At 64.6% G+C, this 15,823-nt stretch carries 11 protein-coding genes; 2 read left to right on the top strand and 9 right to left on the bottom strand.

Annotated features, from left to right (window positions below):
* Positions 1 to 53 precede the first annotated feature (53 nt).
* From HNP98_RS15650 to HNP98_RS15610, 9 genes are all read right to left on the bottom strand, one after another.
* The gene (locus HNP98_RS15650) at positions 54 to 2,408 is read right to left on the bottom strand and encodes a TonB-dependent receptor (RefSeq protein WP_173811110.1); all 2,355 of its coding nucleotides are present in this window, start codon (positions 2,406 to 2,408) and stop codon (positions 54 to 56) included.
* A 111-nt stretch (positions 2,409 to 2,519) separates the two neighbouring features.
* Positions 2,520 to 2,891 (bottom strand): hypothetical protein, encoded by a 372-nt coding sequence (locus tag HNP98_RS15645; protein ID WP_173811109.1) that lies wholly within the window; start codon positions 2,889 to 2,891, stop codon positions 2,520 to 2,522.
* Positions 2,892 to 3,210: 319 nt separating this feature from the next.
* Complete coding sequence (locus HNP98_RS15640; protein WP_173811108.1) at positions 3,211 to 3,873, bottom strand: hypothetical protein; 663 nt, start codon at positions 3,871 to 3,873, stop codon at positions 3,211 to 3,213.
* Positions 3,874 to 4,270: 397 nt separating this feature from the next.
* Positions 4,271 to 5,713, bottom strand: a complete 1,443-nt coding sequence (locus HNP98_RS15635) for a hypothetical protein (protein ID WP_173811107.1) — start codon at positions 5,711 to 5,713, stop codon at positions 4,271 to 4,273.
* 96 nt (positions 5,714 to 5,809) lie between these two features.
* Positions 5,810 to 6,739 (bottom strand): hypothetical protein, encoded by a 930-nt coding sequence (locus HNP98_RS15630; protein WP_173811106.1) that lies wholly within the window; start codon positions 6,737 to 6,739, stop codon positions 5,810 to 5,812.
* On the bottom strand, positions 6,720 to 10,304 hold the full coding sequence (locus tag HNP98_RS15625) for a hypothetical protein (RefSeq protein ID WP_173811105.1): 3,585 nt from the start codon (positions 10,302 to 10,304) through the stop codon (positions 6,720 to 6,722). Before HNP98_RS15625 ends, HNP98_RS15630 begins: the two co-directional genes overlap by 20 nt.
* A 34-nt stretch (positions 10,305 to 10,338) precedes the next feature.
* Positions 10,339 to 11,805: a hypothetical protein gene (locus HNP98_RS15620; RefSeq protein ID WP_173811104.1), complete on the bottom strand. Its 1,467-nt coding sequence runs from the start codon at positions 11,803 to 11,805 to the stop codon at positions 10,339 to 10,341.
* A gap of 172 nt (positions 11,806 to 11,977) precedes the next feature.
* Positions 11,978 to 12,436 (bottom strand): hypothetical protein, encoded by a 459-nt coding sequence (locus HNP98_RS15615; RefSeq protein ID WP_173811103.1) that lies wholly within the window; start codon positions 12,434 to 12,436, stop codon positions 11,978 to 11,980.
* 160 nt (positions 12,437 to 12,596) lie between these two features.
* A complete protein-coding gene (locus HNP98_RS15610; protein WP_173811102.1) occupies positions 12,597 to 13,901 on the bottom strand; it encodes a hypothetical protein in 1,305 nt (434 codons plus the stop codon).
* 237 nt (positions 13,902 to 14,138) lie between these two features.
* Here HNP98_RS15610 and HNP98_RS15605 point away from each other — a divergent pair, with 237 nt between their 5' ends.
* Together HNP98_RS15605 and HNP98_RS15600 are read left to right on the top strand one after the other, a co-directional pair.
* On the top strand, positions 14,139 to 15,155 hold the full coding sequence (locus HNP98_RS15605) for an NAD(P)/FAD-dependent oxidoreductase (RefSeq protein ID WP_173811101.1): 1,017 nt from the start codon (positions 14,139 to 14,141) through the stop codon (positions 15,153 to 15,155).
* 82 nt (positions 15,156 to 15,237) lie between these two features.
* Positions 15,238 to 15,552, top strand: coding sequence for a 2Fe-2S iron-sulfur cluster-binding protein (locus HNP98_RS15600; RefSeq protein WP_173811100.1), 315 nt, complete (start codon positions 15,238 to 15,240; stop codon positions 15,550 to 15,552).
* Positions 15,553 to 15,823: the final 271 nt, after the last annotated feature.

The raw sequence follows: 15,823 nt of genomic DNA, 5'->3' as shown, positions 1-15,823 counted from the left end.
ACCGGACCGCGCACTGACCTAAAAACCGTTCTAAACAACTTTCGAATAGCCTCCTACTCCCGGGCCTTTGCGGCGAAGGTGTAGCCCGCGCCCAGCGTGAGGGTGCGCGGCGCGGCGGCCGAGTAGGTGGTGCCGTACTGGGTGGTGGTGGCGTTCACTGCGTACAGCTGGTTGCTGAGGTTCACCGCGTTGGCCCACACTTCGAGGCCGCGCAGGGCCGTTTGCGGCAGGCGGTAGCCCAGGCGCAGGTTGAACAGGTCGTAGCCGGCGTAGGACTTCGTGTTGGCGGTGTTGGTGAAGTAGGCGCCGATGTGCTGCCACTCCAGGCCCAGGCGGGCCCCGGGCACGAAGCGCGGCTTGTAGAACACCTCGCCGTTGGCAATCCAGTCGGGGGCATTGCTCATGCGGTTGCCCGAGTAGTCCTTGTCCTTGCCCTGGGCAAACTCGCTGTACGCCAGAAACGTGTGCCGGGCATTGGTGCCGCTGAGGCGGAAGTTCACCTCCGACACCGGCGCGTAGGTCAGCGAATACTCCACGCCGCGGTGGCGGGTCGCGCCCGCGTTCACGTACTGGGTGTTGTTGGTGTTGTCGTTCAGGCCCACACTGATTATCTCGTTGCGGCCGTCCAGCTGGTAGAGGCTCAGGTCGAGGTACACCTTGCGGTCGAGCAGGGCCACCCAGCCCCCGGCCTCGTAGTTGTTAAAGTTGGCCTGCGTCAGCTCGGCCTTTTGCCGGGAGCTGTAGAGGCTGCCGGTTTCGGGCGGCTCGAAGCCGGTGCTGAAGTTGGCGTACAGGCCCCGGTTGGGCCCCAGCGCGTAGGTCAGCCCCAGCTTGGGGGCCACCAGGTTGTACACGTTGTTCTGGGCCGCCTTTTTGGTGGTCTGGCTGCCGCTCAGCTCGTTGGCGAACTTGTACTGCACCCGGTCGTAGCGCAGGCCCCCCACAATGCGCAGCGCCTCGGTGGCCGGCACTTCGTACTGGGCGTAGGCGGCCTCGTTGTAAAGGTCAATCCGGTAGTTGTCGAGGTAGCGGCCGGTGTCGGTGAAGCCGGTGTAGAAGTTGCTGGCCGGGTCCTTCTGAATGGCGAGGTAGCGGGCAAAATACGTGCTCGGGCTGTAGTCGAAATACCCGCCCACGAGGAGGCGCGAATGCAGGAAATCCAGGTCGGCGCGGTGCTGGGCCAGGGCCCCGTAGCTGCGAAACGACTGGTTGTTCACCTGCCCGTTCGAGCTTTGGTACGCACCGGTGGCCTTGTCGTATACGTCGCCGATGTAGTAGCTCGGCAGCTGGCCGGTCGAATTGTAGCGGTAGAAGCCCGTGAAGGCCGTTTGCTGGGCCGTGCTCCAGTCGTGCGCCAGGCGCAGGCTGCTGCGCACGGCCGTCACCACGCGGTTGGTGAAGCGGTTGTTGCTCTGGTAGCGGCGGCTGTAGAAGTGGGCGCTGTCGAGGCTGCCGGGCGTTTGGGTGCTGAGGTAGTTGTAGGTGCCGGCGGCGGTGAGGCGCGTTTTGGCCGTCAGCGCGTAGTCGGCCCGCGCCGTCCACGATTCCTTGTCGAAGTCGGTGTAATCCTGCCAGCCGCCGCGCTGCCGGGCCGCGTAGCCGCCCACAAACACGCCCAGCTTGCCCGCCGTGCCGCTGGCGCTGGCATCAAGCCGGCGGTAGCCGAAGCCGTCGCCCTGCACCGACGCGCCCGCCGTGGGCAAAGGCGTGGGCTGCCGCGTCAGGAAGTTCACGGCCCCGCCGATGGCGTTGGAGCCGTAGAGCGACGAGGCGGGGCCCTTCACCACTTCGATGCTGCGCACGCCGTTCTGGTTGATTTCGTAGAGCGCGTTGTGGTTGAAGATGCCGATGGGCCGGATGGGCAGGCCGTCCTCCAGGTAGAGGTACACGGCGTTGGTGGTAATGGGCTGGCGGATGGCCATCATGTGCTGCTCGCTGCCCAAATCCACCATGTACACGCCCGCCACTTTGTTGAGCAGCTGGTAGGGCGCCGTGGCCTTGGTGTCGGCCATGAGCTGCGGCGACACCGTGCCGATGGCGACCGGGGCCTCGGTGCGCTTTTCCTGCTCGCGGCTGGCCGACACCACCACGCCTTGCAGGGTCACGGGGGCCGCTTCGAGGCGCACGGTCAGGGCCCGGCCGTCGGCGGGCACGCGCAGGCGCTGGGCATTATAGCCAACGAACGAGACAGTTACCTCGCGCGTGGCGGGCGCATTAGGCAGGGCAAAGTGCCCGGCGGCGTCGGTGGTGGTGCCCAGGCCAGTGCCCGGCACGCCGACGCTGACGCCCGGCAGCGGCTGCTGCGTCTGGGCGTCGAGAATGGTGCCGCGCAGCGCAGCCGGCTGCTGGGCGTAGGCGTGGCCCAGGCTGGCCCAGGCCAGCCCGGCGGCTATAAAAATAGATTTCATCCCTTGGTAGTCAGGCTAAAAACAAACCCAAAGGGGGCAAGGCCCGGGGCCCCGGCAACGCGCACGCGTCCCGGGCCCAGCGGCCGGCAACTCCCCACACGGTGGTTGTTTTTAGCCTAACGGCGGGTGAAAAACCGGGCCCAGCGGCGCGGCGTAGCGCCCGGCCACCAGGGCCCCGTAGCGCACGGTGGCCCGTACCGGGGCTTGGGCGGGCCGCGCCTCCCAGCCCCCAAGGGCCACGGGCAACATCTCCAGCCGCTCCTTCAGGGGGCTGGGGGCGTTGTTCTCCCGCTCCTGCTGCTTTTTGAGCTGCTTGGCGAAGTAGCACTTGCCGTCGCAGTGCAGCTGGGGCCGGGCCTTGTTCACGCAAAACCGCGCCGTGATGGTGGCCTGGTTCAGCGCGAAGTCCACCACCAGCAGCTCCCGGCTGAAGGTTTGCAGCAGCACCAGGGCCACGAGCAAATAGGCGAAACAGGACTTCATGCGGCGAAAAAACGGGTGCGCGGCGGCGAAGGTACTGCCCGGGCCGCAGGCCGCCAGCACCGCTCAAACCAGCCGGACACAAAAAAGGCCCTTTCCACAGCGAAAAGGGCATCTCCACCTACAAAAAGTATTATTACTGCGCCGCGTGGCGCAGGTGCTCCCACAAAGCCCACACAAAGCCCCCGGCGGCCGTAAAGCCCATGAGAATATACACAACGCGGGTTTGGCGGGCGATGATGTCGTCGTACTTCATGGGGCGGGAAGTTGGGTGTCGAAATGCAACGGCGAAGAGCCCAGGCCGGTTGTTACCCCCAGGTTATCATTTGCCGATGGAGCCGATTTTGGGCTGAATCTGGATGATGAAGCGCTTGTTTTTGGCTTCCTCGGCCCCGGTGTAGCGGCCGGCCCCGCGGAAGCCGCTGCCGGCGGCCACTACCTCCAGGTTGGCCGGAAACTGCAGGCCGGCCTGCTCCCAGAGCCGCAGCACGGCCAGGGCCCGGCTGTAGCTGAGCTGCCGCACGGCGGGCCCGTCGAGGTTGTGCGGGTCGGTGGCGGGGTAGCGCAGGTCTTTGGCGGCGCGGCCCTCCACCACGATGAGGTACTGCACGTTATCCTGCTTGTTGAGGCCCTGCATCTGGTGCAGCAGGAAGCGGCCGGCCTGCACCAGGGGCCCCTGGGCGGCGGCGGGCAGCACGTCGCTCTTGGGCGCGAAGGTGACTTCCGAGTTCAGCTCGTAGCGCTTGTAGCGCTGGTTGTAGGTGAAGTAGCTGCTCTCCAGGCGCTTCAGAGCGTCCTTGATTTCGTCGAGCTTGCGCTTTTCCTGCACCTGCACTTTCAGCTCGGCAATCAGGTTTTCGTTGGTGCGCTGCTTGTCCTGGAAGCGCTTGTAGCTGAGCACGAACAGCACCAGCATCACCAGAAACAGGGCCGTCATCAGGTCCACGTAGCTGGGCCAGAAGAAATCTTTGCGGTCCTGGTTCATGTTGGTGCTTGGTGCTTGGTGCTTAGGAAAAGAACGTCATGCTGAGCGGAGTCGAAGCATCTCTACTGCGGCAGTAACTCAATCGTTTTGATTAGCCAGCAGTAGAGATACTTCGACTCCGCTGCACCTCGCTCAGCATGACGACCTAGAGCGGTTTTCAGGTTGATGTACGGTCTAGCCGCTACCGGTCCGCCGGCCTTTTCAGCCGGCCGACCGATTGTCGCTACGGAGCACAAGGGGCGGCTAGTCAACCGGTCGGCCGGCTGAAAAGGCCGGCGGACCGGACTGTACACTGACCTGAAAACTGCTCTAATAGTTATAATGACGGCCTGGAGATGACGACCTGGGGGCCCCGAGGCGGCCAAGCATTAAGTACCATTTGCCAAGCACCAAAACCTCATTTCTTGTTCAGCCCCAGCGCCTTTTGCAACCAGCTGCGCTCGGTAAGCTGCTCCAGCACCGCGTTGGTGCGCGTAACCTGGAACAGCAGCTGCTGCTGCAAATTCATGTCGGCGTCGAGGCGCTGCTGAAGGGCCTGAATGGCCTGGGCAGTTTGCTGGGCCTGTCGCTCCTGGAGCTGGTTCAGGGCTTTTTGCTGCACAGGTAGCTCGCTGAACGGGTTGAGGTACTCGACGATGCGCTGGTAAATGTTGTCGGCCTTAAGCGTGTCGAAGCGGCGCTGCCACTCGGCTTGGGCATTTTCGGCGTCGGCGTTGAAGTGGGCCAGGCGCGTGGTCATCATGCCCGTGAGCTGGCGGCTGGCCTTGTCGAAGTACTGCTCCGTGTCGGCCCCCATGCGGTCCATGCGCTCCTGGCTCTGGTTGAAGAAGCGGAACTGGCGGTCCACCGTGTCGTTGTGCTGCTGGAGCAGGGCCGGCACCTGGTTGAGGCCGGCTTCGAGGCCCGTGAGGCGGCTCAGCAGGCTTTCGACCTTGCGCACCATGTCGCCGCCGGCGGCCAGGGTAGCGTTCAATTTCTCCTGGTACACCAGGAAGTCCTCGAACATGTGCGCGCTGCGGTCCATCCGGTCGAACACGGCAACCGAGGCGTTGGCCATCTCGGTGAAGCCGATGCCCTGCAACCGCTCCAGAAACCGCCGCTGTACCTCCGTGCTGCTGATAATCTGGTCAATAAGTGGCCGCAGCTGCTCAAACGCCGGCCCGATGGACTGGATGTCGTTGACGAACTTAACGTTGAAGCTATCCAGCACTGTTTTAAGCGTACTCAGGCTGCCCGCCATGTCAGAGTGCAAAATTGGCAGCAGCTCCACTTGCAAAAACGAGTAGTAATCGTTGCGCAGACGCTCAGCTTGGCGGCGGGCCTCGCGGTACAGCGCGTTGCCCCACAGCGTGAGGCCCAGCCCGCACAGGCTGCCCACCATCGCCACCGTGATGCCCCGCAGGAAGCCCGAAATGGCCACGTCGTCGAACTTGCCGTCGCCCAGTACCAGGCTCACCAGGCCCAGAATGGCCCCGCCGAACGTGCCCATCAGCCCGATGTAGAGCGGCAGCGAGGTGGTGGCCTGAATCTCGCCGTCCAGGGCCCCCACGCGGCGCTCAGTCAGGTCTTGCAGGATGTTGAAATCGGCGGTGCCTTTGTTTTTGAGCAGGTACACGTTGGTGCTGGCCAGCACGTCGGCAAACTCCGGCGAGGGCGCGGTGCTGGCTACCGTGTCCACTTCGCGGCCAGTTGCCGGGTCGCTGACTTTGGTGAGGAACAGGGCCCCGGCTTGCGGAAACAGCGTGGCCAACCGCGCCGTCTGGGCGCGGGCCCCCAGAAAGGCCCGCGCTTGTAGGCCAATCAGCAGCACCACGACCAGGCCCTCAATTATCAATAGCATGGAGTTCTTTTAGAATGCGTTACCGGTTCAACCCCATACCCGGCCTCCGCCGCTTGATGCGCGGAATCCGGTGGGGGCCGGGGGTGGGGTTATATGTCAGGCGAAGTGGATGCGTGCCTTGCGCACGATTTCCCAGTCGTCGCCGTCCACGCGGCGCAGCAGGCCGGGGGCCTCCGTGACGATGCGCGAGGCCGCGCCCTGGGGCAGGTTGAACTCGCAGGCCGGCTCCAGCACGTCGGCGTAAGAGCTAATGTGGCGCGGGTGCGAGGCCACGTCGGGGTTCACCCGGAAAGTGGCCTGGTCGGGCTGGGCCGGGTCGCGGGTCAGCTCATAGATGCTGTTGTGAGCCGGCTGGTCCTGCAAGGCGTTGCGCCGGAACCGCCCGTTCACCGGGGCCGAGCTGACGTACACGCGGCGCGGGCCAGCGGACGCGGGCGGCACCGAGACGGCCGGCTCCAGAAAAGCCTCGAACTCTTCGTTGCTCGCCGCCGCCACGGGCACGAGCGGCGCGGCTGGGGCGGGTGGCACGGCGGGTGGCGCGGCAGGCCGGGTTACGGATTTATTCGTCGCTGCTTTGGGCAGACTATGGGCCGGCGCGGTTGGGCCAGTTGCTGCTTTGGCTTGCTCTGCCAGGGCCCGCTCTATCATCCGATGCACCTGGTCGTGCTGGCCGGGGCTCAACGCATTCGGCAACGCCGCCGCTTGGGAAACGGGGCTACCCGCCGCGCCCGAAGCCGAAGACCGGCGCCGGGGCTTGGGACGCAGAATGAGGTAGGCCACTCCCACCAGACTCAGCACTGCCGTCGCCAAGGCCCACTCGCTCAGGTCGCGGCCGGCCGGGGCCGCCACGGCCGACTGCGCCGTTACCGCTGGCGGCGTCGGTTCCTTGGCAGGGGCCTGCTGCACCGGCGCGGTGTCCGAAATGCCCTGGGCCCGGGTCCCGCTCCCACTCAGCCCCGCTAGCAGCGCGGCCACGGCCAGCGGACGCAGGGCCCGGCGACTGAAATCAAGCAGTTTGCGCAGCATAGTAGCGTTCGTAAAGGCGTTGGGTGAGCTTGGGCAGGGCGTCGCGGAAAGGGAAGAAAAACAGCGTTTCGCCCAGCGGCGAGGTTTCCTTGGCGGTGCCGGCGGCGAGCTGGTTGAAGCCCGCGTTGAGGCTGTCGCCCATCTCCTGCCGGAAAAACTCGCTCAGGAATTCGGCGTCAAACTCCACGTTTAGGCGCGGCAGCAACTCCTCCACGTCGGGGTCGTTGGCCAGGAAGTCGATGAGGCGCTGGGCGTTGACGAGCACCGCGTCGCGGCGCTCGCGGGCCTGGGCCAGCGTGGGCTGGGCGGCGCGGCCGGTGGCTACCGGGGCCGGGGCCGGGGCCGGCGCGGGGGCCCCGACGTAGGGGGCCACCACATCGTCCAACGATTCGGGCTCTTTCGGGAAGGCGTCGCCGATGATAGCAGTGGCCTTCATATTTTCCATCAGTTCCTGCAAGGCCAGGTGCTCGCCCTGCTGGGCCGCGAAGAGGCGGGCGCCGCCGTTGGCGGTGGCCTCTTTGGGCAGCTCGGCCACGGTGAGGCGGAAATCGGCGGGCACGGGCTGGCCGGTGGCAAACGCCAGCACCAGCCGCGCCAGCTTGGTGGCCGTGGGCTGGCCGGGGCGGAAATCGAGCAGCTTGATGTAGGTACTGCCCTTGCCGCTGAAGCTGAGGTGGCGCGGCAACGGGCTGAGGCCCTGGGCCTGCGCCGCCTGCCCCACGTGGTACACAATGGCCGCGAAGTGCAGCAGCAGCACCACGCGCAGGTGCTGGGCCAGGATAATTTTCTCGCTGAACCGCAGCTGGTCGTCGAACCCAAACAGCAGGCTCACCACGTCGGAGGCGTAGAAATCTGGGTTTTGCACGGCCTTGTCGAAGGCGTTGCGGGCCTTCTGGAAAGCGTCCTTGTTCGTTTCGTCGGGTACCATTTTGCCCACCAGGCCCGTCTGGTAGCGCAGGAAGCCGTTGAGGCGGCCGCCGCGGGTCTGGCGCGAGCCGTCGCTCCACAGCACGTCGCCAGCGAAGCGGAACGAGCTGATGGCCGCCGGCTTTTCGCCCCGCACAAACAGCACGTCGGTGGTGCCGCCGCCAATGTCCACGTTCACGGCGTTCACGCCGTCGCGCGGCTCAATGGCCCCCTGCTTCACCAGGTCCAGGTACGGGGCCAGCGACTCGCTCAGCACCCGCGGCGGGTGCAGCTGCCGGGCCCCAAACACCCACTGGTACTCCTCGGCCCAGGCGTTTTCAAACACCAGCTGAGCGGCGGCGTTCATGCTCAGCGGCCGGAACCAAACCACCTGGGTCTTGCTCACGTCGCCGTTGTTGAGGGCCGTTTTGTGCTTGATGAGCAGCAGCATCTCGCGCAGAAAGGCGCGCATCCGGCGCTGGCCGGCCTCGTTGTCGGCCCCGCTGGTTTCCCACTTCAGGTTGGTGCGGTAGTGGCCGGCGGCGGCGTTCAGCTCGTCGCGGTTGATGTTGAAGCCGATGTTGACGTTGCCAAACAGCTGGGTGATCTGGCCCGCGAAAATCGGCGTTTCGCAGGTCGCCGTCCGAATTGGAAAGGCATAATCGGCCCCGTCCACGCCGATAAAGGCAGGCACGAACTCGCGGTTTTGCACCGTGCGGGCGTAGGCCAGGCTGCCGAAGCTGTTGCTGTAGCGCTCGGGCAGGGCGTTGGCCCGTTTCAGCGGCTGGTTCAGGGTGATGACTTGCAGCTCGTCTTCGGTGGCGATGCGGAAAGGCTCGGGCGTGGTGTCGGCGCCGCGCATCAGGGCCACGTGGCTGTTGGTGGTGCCAAAATCGACGGCGAACGTGAAGGCGGCCGGGCCGCTCGTCACCGCTTTCCAGCGGGGCACCACCACGTTGCGTACCGTGCGGAAGGGCGTACCGGGCGCATCGGGCAGCGGGCATTCCAGCTCCACAAAGTCGAACGGCGCCTGCCGCAGCTGGTAGTAGATGCTGGCCGCCCCGAACGGGTTGCGGGCCACGCGCACCTGCTTTTCGGCCCCGCGGGGCCCCTGCGCGTCGTGGAAATGCAGGTCCACCAGGGTCGCGCCGGGGTTGTCGTCCACCAGCATCACCTCGTAGGTGTTGTTGATTTCGGCCCGCTCGTGCTTGTAGAACGGGAACACGCCCAGATTTACGAGCGTCTCCACCAGAAAGCCGTTTTCGGGGCGCTGGCTCACGGCGCTGGGCAGCTTGCGGTAGTAATGGCGCTCGTAAATCACGGGCTGGCCGTGCTGCACGGGCACGGTCAGCGTCACGGTCACGTAGTTCATTTCCACCGTGAACTGCACCAGGCGGTTCACATCTTCGGGAGTGAAGAAGGTGAAAAACTGCTTTTTCAATGGCAGCAGAAACGGGAACTGCAAGTCCGCATCGGTGTCAAAATCAGTGTATTGGTACGCCTTGCGGGCCCCCGGCGCGTAAATGACGGGCTGGCGGCCGGCCGCGAATTTGTCGCGGTTCAGGCCGTAGGGCAGCTCCACGAGGAAGTCTTCCAGCAGGTCGTTCACCGTGAGGTAGGGGTAGGTGATGCCCAGCGCGGGCAGCACGCGGGCCGAGAGGTTGGCCTCGGCGTCGGCCCAGCCGATTTGGGCCCCCATGCCGGCCGCGCCCTTGGTGCCGCCGTAGTAGTTGCTGCCCGTCAGGTCGAGGTCGGGCTTGAGCACGAGCGGCGCGGGGCCCTCCAGCACCCGGGTGGCGGCGATGAACCAGTCGCTGGTACCGGGCTTTTGGGAGATGCGCGCCTGGTACAATTCGGCCCCTTTGATGCGCACCGTGCCGCCCTCGTAGGGCAGTGGCTCGTAGTCGGCCAGGAACTCGGTGGAGTTCAGGTTTTGGCCCGCCACGTCGTTCACGCGCTGCCGGTCGGTGTCCTGCAAGTAGCGGAACAGGCTGTTGGCAAACGTCTTATCGCGCAGGTTTTTGTTCACGTCGAACCAGCCGTACAGAAACTTCTGGAACTCGGGGGCCCTATTGGCCAGCGGCACCACGGCCTGGTCGAAGTAGCGCCCCGTGCCGTTCACCCGCTGAATATCCAGCGCCCGCAGCCCCTGCCGCGCAAACACCAGCGTGAACGGCGAGGTGAGCCCCAGTAGCTCGCGCCGCCCGCTGCCCCGCGCCTCCCCAAAAATCAGGAACAACGTTTCGACGCCCGCAAACTGCGGGTCGTTCAGGTACAGGCCCAGCGTGCGGCCCATCAGGCGGGTGGCCTCGTTGCTTTGCAGGGCCCGCAACTGATCATCTTTGTGCCAGGGCAGCAGCGTAAGGCTGTAATTAGCAAACTGTTGCTTAAAGAACAGCAGCTCCAGCAAGTCCAGGCAGTGCGTCACCAAGTGGTGGTACACGGAGGTGCCGTTCGGTTCGTGGCGCACAAACTCGAACGCCTCGGCCAGCAAGTGCAGCTGCCCAAACGGCGTCGGAATAGACGTGCTCGTGACGTGCGCCGAGCCGCCATCGGGGTCGGCAATGGTCTTAATCTGGTTGTCGCTGATGCGGTCGGACTGCTGCCAGCCGCGAAGCAACGATTTGCCCTGCTGGTGCAGGCGAAGGATGGTGCTCATAAGGTTAGATCTATCGACTAATGATTTTCAACGGCTAAAAACCCTTGATTTTGCTGTCCACCGTCTCGCGCATCACCTTGCTGAACAGCTCCACAAACTGGCCCGGCTTGGTGGGGTGGCTCACTTTGGTGGCGCTGTCGTCCAGCGACTTGCGCAGCGAGTTGGTGACGATGCCCTTGTCGAAAAAGCCAGTTTCGACGCGCTGGCCGTACACTAGGTCGTTATAATCGGCCGAGCCGAGCTGGAACGGCGCAAAGGCGCGGTCGTTGGCGCTCAGCTCTTTCAGCCAGGGCGTGAAGCCGTAGGCGGGGTTGTCGAGCAGTTCGCGCAGGGCCCGGTAGAAGTCGTCGTGCTTCCACTCGGCCGGCAGTTGCAGGGTTTTGGCAAACACGGCGTCCATCGTGCCGGGCAGGCCGTAGGTGAGGAAGGTGGCGAAGAGCTGGAACCGCGTGAGGGCCCGGCCCAGCAGCTGCATGCTCTTGTCGGCATCGAGCGAGCCGAAGCGCACCGGCCGGTCGTCCTTCTCCAGGCCGTACTCGAAAAACAGCTCCTGGCCTTGCAGCTCCGACTTACTGTGGGCCATAAAATCGAACACCGCCAGGGCCCCCACCAGCTCGATGAAGTGGGCGCCGTTGGTTTGGTTGGCGCCGCCCTCCTGGTTGTCGTAACTCTTCGTAACCGGGTCGGCCAGGTAGTACAACGAGTTGAGGCCCCGCAGGTTGGTTTCGTAGTAGCTGAGGGCCGCCTTGGTTTTGGTGATGAAAAAGCGCGAGTCGATGGCGCTTTCCGCGCTGGGGTTCACCTTGAAGTAGGGCAGCACCGAGAGGCCGCCCATGGGGGCCTCGCGCAGGGCTTTTTCGTTGGGCAGGCGCTGGCCGCTGCTCAGGTCGGGGTTGCGCAGGTTCTTGAGCAGCAGCGGGAAACCCGCCGCCCCCGTGCCCCCGAAGATGGAGCTGATGAAGAACACCCGGTCGCCGTCCTGCTCGTTGAAGTTGTTGGCAAAGGCCTGAATTTCGGCCGAGCCCATCAGCCCGTTCAACACCACCGAGCCCACGTTGGGGCTGCCCTTGAAGCCCACGGTGAGCGGGCTGGCCAGGTTTTCGGGCGTGAAGAGCAGGTCCACCAGGTGGCGGCTTTCCACCGGCATCCGGTCGTAGTGCAGGTAGTCGCGAAAGCTCTCGTTGATGTTGCCGAAGTCGTACACGAAGGCGTCCTTCACGTCGCCGCTACCACTCTGGGCAATGGCCGAGAGCGTTTTGATGTCAGTGTGGAAGAAGTCGCCCACCGCCGGGGCCGGCTCCAGGGCCCTGCGCAGCCGGGCGTAAGTTTTGAGCAGCTCCACGGTGCGGTTCATGTCGCCGTTGCGGGCGTCGGGGTCGATGATGATGGGCACCACCGTGTCGCAGTTCTTGATTTCGACGCCCGCCGCCAGCAGCATCGTCAGCGAGCGGATAACGCGCGAGCCCGTGCCGCCGATGCCGAATAAAAACAGTTTAGCCATTGAGGTAGAATGGGATAGAAGATAAAGGATCGGCCCCGGCCCGGGCTGCCGGCTTTTTCGCCGGCTGCCCGATAATCGTTGAATCGTTGAACCAGCGCTTAGGGCCCCCAAACCGCCGCAACGATTAGCGGGCAGCCGGCGAAAAGCCGGCAGCCCGCCCCCGCCCGGGGCCCTAATTGGGCCAGCGCACCGGCGTGGTGCGGGCGCTGGTGGAAAAGGATTTCACCACGAACGACCAAAACACGAAAAACAAGGCCCCGAACAGCGCATTCACGCACAAAAAGCCCAGCACGTAGCGGTTGTAGGCCGACTGCTCGATGCCCTCCAAAGCCACGCCGCTGCTGTTGAGGCTCTCCGTGACGACCGAGTGCGCCTGCGAATAGGCCAGCAGCGCCGCCGCCACGGCGGTAAGCAGTACGAACAGCAGCCAGTGCGAAGTTTTGAACAACGCCGTGGTCATCAGTCGGTTCAGCACCACGTAGTACACCAGGGCCATGCCCAGCGCCACGGCGAAAAACGTGCTGAGGCCCACGCCGGGGAAAATGCTTTTTTGGTACACGGGGATGAGCGACGACGGCGCCGGCGTGCCCAGCAAAGCCTGGTAGAGCGAAGTGAAAAGCTGTTGGAACATAGGTGGTTTGGGTTGGCTATTTTTAAAATTGGCTGTTGGTATTAAGCCGTCATGCTGAGCGCAGCCGAAGCATCTCTACCGCAGCAGTAAAACTTGATTAGTGAGTGGTAGAGATGCTTCGGCTGCGCTCAGCATGACGGCTTAATGCAAGTACGCTGTCCTATTCCGCGCGCTGCACGCGGATGGGCAAATCGAGCGAGAGCTGGGCGCTGGGCTGGTCGGCGAAGTAGTCGGCCACGCCTTGCAGCACGTCGGCGAGGAGGAAGGTTTTTGGACCTTGCTTGGTAATATTGCTGTCGTTGGCGGTGGAGGTTTGGGCCACCCAGGCGGGCTGCTGGCGGGGCAGCGTGAGGTGCATCAGGGCCCCCGCCCCAGGAATCTGGTTCACCCGAATTTTGGCTAAGTACGTGTACTGCTGCAAGTACGGCTTGCCCGCGGCGGCCGGCTCCTGGGCCACGGGCCAGGTGCGCAGCAGCGTGGCATCGGTGGCGGCGGCGTCGAGGCGTAGGCCCTGGGCGGCGGCTTTTTGCCACTCGGCGGGCACCGCTTTCAGGTCGAGGCCGAACACGACTTCGGCGGGCTCCTTGCGCGACACGCTCTTGGTGAAGCCCAGGGTGGGCACGCCGGCCACGGGCTCCGTTTTATACCATTCGCCCTTGTTTTGGAAGTGGTCGAGGGCCGTGTAGGGCGGCGCAAACCGGGTGTTGAAGTGCGCCTGGGGCTGGCCGGCCAGCCGCTTGAGCAGCGTGCCGTCGACCTGGGCCACCAGCGCGGGGGCCCCGAGCACCCAGATGTAGTAGGGCAGCTTTTCGCCGTGCAGCGGCTGGGGCCGGGTGCGGTTGCCGGGGTAGAAATTGCCCCGGTATTCCGACGTGTTGGCAAACACCGACACGGCCAGCCGGGCCGCGTCGGCGGTGGCCAGGGCGTCCTTCACGTCGGTTTTCACGCGCCAGGTTTCGCCGGAATTCTTGGGGCTGTAGATGAAGTCGGACACGATGAGGCTCACCGTGCCGGGGCGTTGGGCGTGCAGCTTCAGGGCCTCGGCCAGCATCAGGGGCAGCTCGGTGCCCAGGGCGGGCCGCTGGATGCCGGTGCTCACGGCGCTCGTCAGGGCCCCGTAGCTGGTGGGCACCAAAATGCGCGGGTCGGCGCCAGTGGCTTCCTTCACGAAGTAGTAGGCCGCCGGGGCCCCGTGCTGGCCGTTCACGTCGGAGAGCAGCGCGGCCACCGTTTGCTGGAAGTTGCTGCCGGGCTCGCCGGGCGCGTTGGCGTGCATGAAGCCCTGCATCCCGCCCGAAGCATCTACCAACACGTTGATTTGACCGATTTTATCGGCCGCCGCCGGGGCCCCAGCGGCGGGCTTGCCCCCGGCAATTTTGACGGGCTCGCCGCCGGAGCCGCAGGCCACGGCCAGCCCGCTCAGCGGCAGCAGGGCGTATTTTCTAAGAATCGAAGCTGAAATCATGCGCCGGGAAACGGACTGAAGGAAGAGGCAACGGGCACCGCGCGGGTTTGCGGGCCCAAGGTAGGGCCGGCGCGCGGCCCGGCCGCTCCCTGCACATAGCAGGCCAAACCGACGCGGCCAACGCCAAAACAGCCAACGATTTCGGGCCCCGGGTTGTTGTATTCGCACGGGGCCATTGGCGGCCCCGGCCGCGGGGGCTACCTTTGCGGCCGCTTGTTTCAGGTACTTAGCTCGTTTATGCCCAACGTAATTTCCACCGATATCTGCATCGTCGGGGCCGGCCCGGTCGGCCTGTTTGCCGTGTTTGAAGCCGGCTTGCTCAAGCTCCGCTGCCACGTCGTCGATGCCCTGCCCCAGCCCGGCGGCCAGCTCACCGAAATCTACCCCAAGAAGCCGATTTACGACATCCCCGGCTTCCCCGAGGTGCTGGCCGGCGACCTGGTAACCAACCTTATGAAGCAGATTGAGCCCTTCCACCCCACCTTCACGATGGGCGAGCGGGTGGAGCGCTTCGCCAAGCTCGACGACGGCACCTTCCAGCTCTACACCACCGACGGCACCGAAATTCAGTGCAAGGCCGTGGCCATTGCCGGGGGCCTCGGCTCGTTCGAGCCCCGCAAGCCGGCCGTCGAAAACCTGGAGCGCTTCGAGGGCGGCAAGGGCGTGCACTACATGGTGCGCGACCCCGAGCACTTCCGCGGCAAGAAAATCGTGATTGCCGGCGGCGGCGACTCCGCCCTCGACTGGACCAACTTCCTGGCCAACGTGGCCTCGGACGTGACGCTGGTGCACCGCGGCACCACCTTCCGCGGCGCCGCCGACTCGGCCGAGAAAGTGCAGAAGCTGCACGAAGCCGGCAAAATCAAGCTCGTGCTGAGCAGCAACGTGACGCACCTGCACGGCAACGGTCACTTGCAGGAGGTGACCATCACGGGCAACGACGGCACGGCCGAAACCGTGCCGCTCGACGCCTTCGTGCCGCTCTTCGGCCTCACGCCCAAGCTGGGGCCCATCGGCGAGTGGGGCCTGGGCCTGGAGAACGACGCGGTACAAGTGAACACGCTGGATTACAGCACCTCCACCCCCGGCGTGTTCGCCATCGGCGACATCAACACCTACCCCGGCAAGCTCAAGCTCATCCTCTGCGGCTTCCACGAGGCCGCGCTGATGTGCCAGGGCGCGTTCAAATACATCTACCCCGACAAGAAATACACCCTCAAGTACACGACGGTGAACGGGGTGCCCACTCTTTAAGCTGTTAGCCATTAGCTGTTGGCTGCTGGCTTTTTCAAGTTGCCGGCTAACAGCTAATAGCTATTAAGCTAACAGCTAAAAAATGGAAGACATCCGCATTTACGTGGAAGAGGCCCCCGGCCAGCGCCGCGAGTTGGAGGCCCCCACCGACATGGGCCTGAGCCTGATGGAGTTGCTGAAAGCCAACGACTACCCCATTCAGGCGACGTGCGGCGGCATGGCCTTGTGCGCCACCTGCCACGTGGAGGTGCTGGCCGGCCCCGCCCTCCCCGAGCCCCAGGACGCCGAGCTGGACATGCTCGAAACCCTGCCCCACGTGTACGAAGGCTCGCGCCTGAGCTGCCAGATTCGCCTCGCGCCCCACACCGACGGCTTGGTGGTGCGCATCGCCGGGTAATGCGCTGTAGCGCGAACTTTGTAGTTCGCGGCGCTCGCTTCGTCCTGCCGATGGCCGTGCAGCAACCGATAGGGCGAAGCGAAAGTCGCGAACTACAAAGTTCGCGCTACAGGCAACCACATAAAAAATCCCCGCCAGTTACTTGGCGGGGATTTTTTATGTGGTGAGGAACAGGGCTACTCTACCCTACTAAAATTTGAGGCATAAAAACGGGGCGGCCCGACCTTTGGAGTTCCTACACAGCCAAACTCGTTCCGCCCCGTGAAGCAAG

The sequence above is a fragment of the Hymenobacter caeli genome (assembly GCF_013294115.1).
In the GTDB taxonomy this organism is placed as follows: Bacteria; Bacteroidota; Bacteroidia; order Cytophagales; family Hymenobacteraceae; genus Hymenobacter; species Hymenobacter caeli.
The sequence above is the reverse complement of the archived record's forward strand: the minus strand, read 5'-3'. Positions and strand labels throughout refer to the sequence as shown.

Excerpts from the sequence above, each read along its gene's own strand:
- HNP98_RS15625 (WP_173811105.1), bottom strand. The coding sequence starts at position 10,304 with ATGAGCACCATCCTTCGCCTGCACCAGCAGGGCAAATCGTTGCTTCGC.
- HNP98_RS15620 (WP_173811104.1), bottom strand. The coding sequence starts at position 11,805 with ATGGCTAAACTGTTTTTATTCGGCATCGGCGGCACGGGCTCGCGCGTT.
- HNP98_RS15615 (WP_173811103.1), bottom strand. The coding sequence starts at position 12,436 with ATGTTCCAACAGCTTTTCACTTCGCTCTACCAGGCTTTGCTGGGCACG.
- HNP98_RS15645 (WP_173811109.1), bottom strand. The coding sequence starts at position 2,891 with ATGAAGTCCTGTTTCGCCTATTTGCTCGTGGCCCTGGTGCTGCTGCAA.
- HNP98_RS15635 (WP_173811107.1), bottom strand. The coding sequence starts at position 5,713 with ATGCTATTGATAATTGAGGGCCTGGTCGTGGTGCTGCTGATTGGCCTA.
- HNP98_RS15640 (WP_173811108.1), bottom strand. The coding sequence starts at position 3,873 with ATGAACCAGGACCGCAAAGATTTCTTCTGGCCCAGCTACGTGGACCTG.
- HNP98_RS15610 (WP_173811102.1), bottom strand. The coding sequence starts at position 13,901 with ATGATTTCAGCTTCGATTCTTAGAAAATACGCCCTGCTGCCGCTGAGC.
- HNP98_RS15650 (WP_173811110.1), bottom strand. The coding sequence starts at position 2,408 with ATGAAATCTATTTTTATAGCCGCCGGGCTGGCCTGGGCCAGCCTGGGC.
- HNP98_RS15630 (WP_173811106.1), bottom strand. The coding sequence starts at position 6,739 with ATGCTGCGCAAACTGCTTGATTTCAGTCGCCGGGCCCTGCGTCCGCTG.
- HNP98_RS15605 (WP_173811101.1), top strand. The coding sequence starts at position 14,139 with ATGCCCAACGTAATTTCCACCGATATCTGCATCGTCGGGGCCGGCCCG.
- HNP98_RS15600 (WP_173811100.1), top strand. The coding sequence starts at position 15,238 with ATGGAAGACATCCGCATTTACGTGGAAGAGGCCCCCGGCCAGCGCCGC.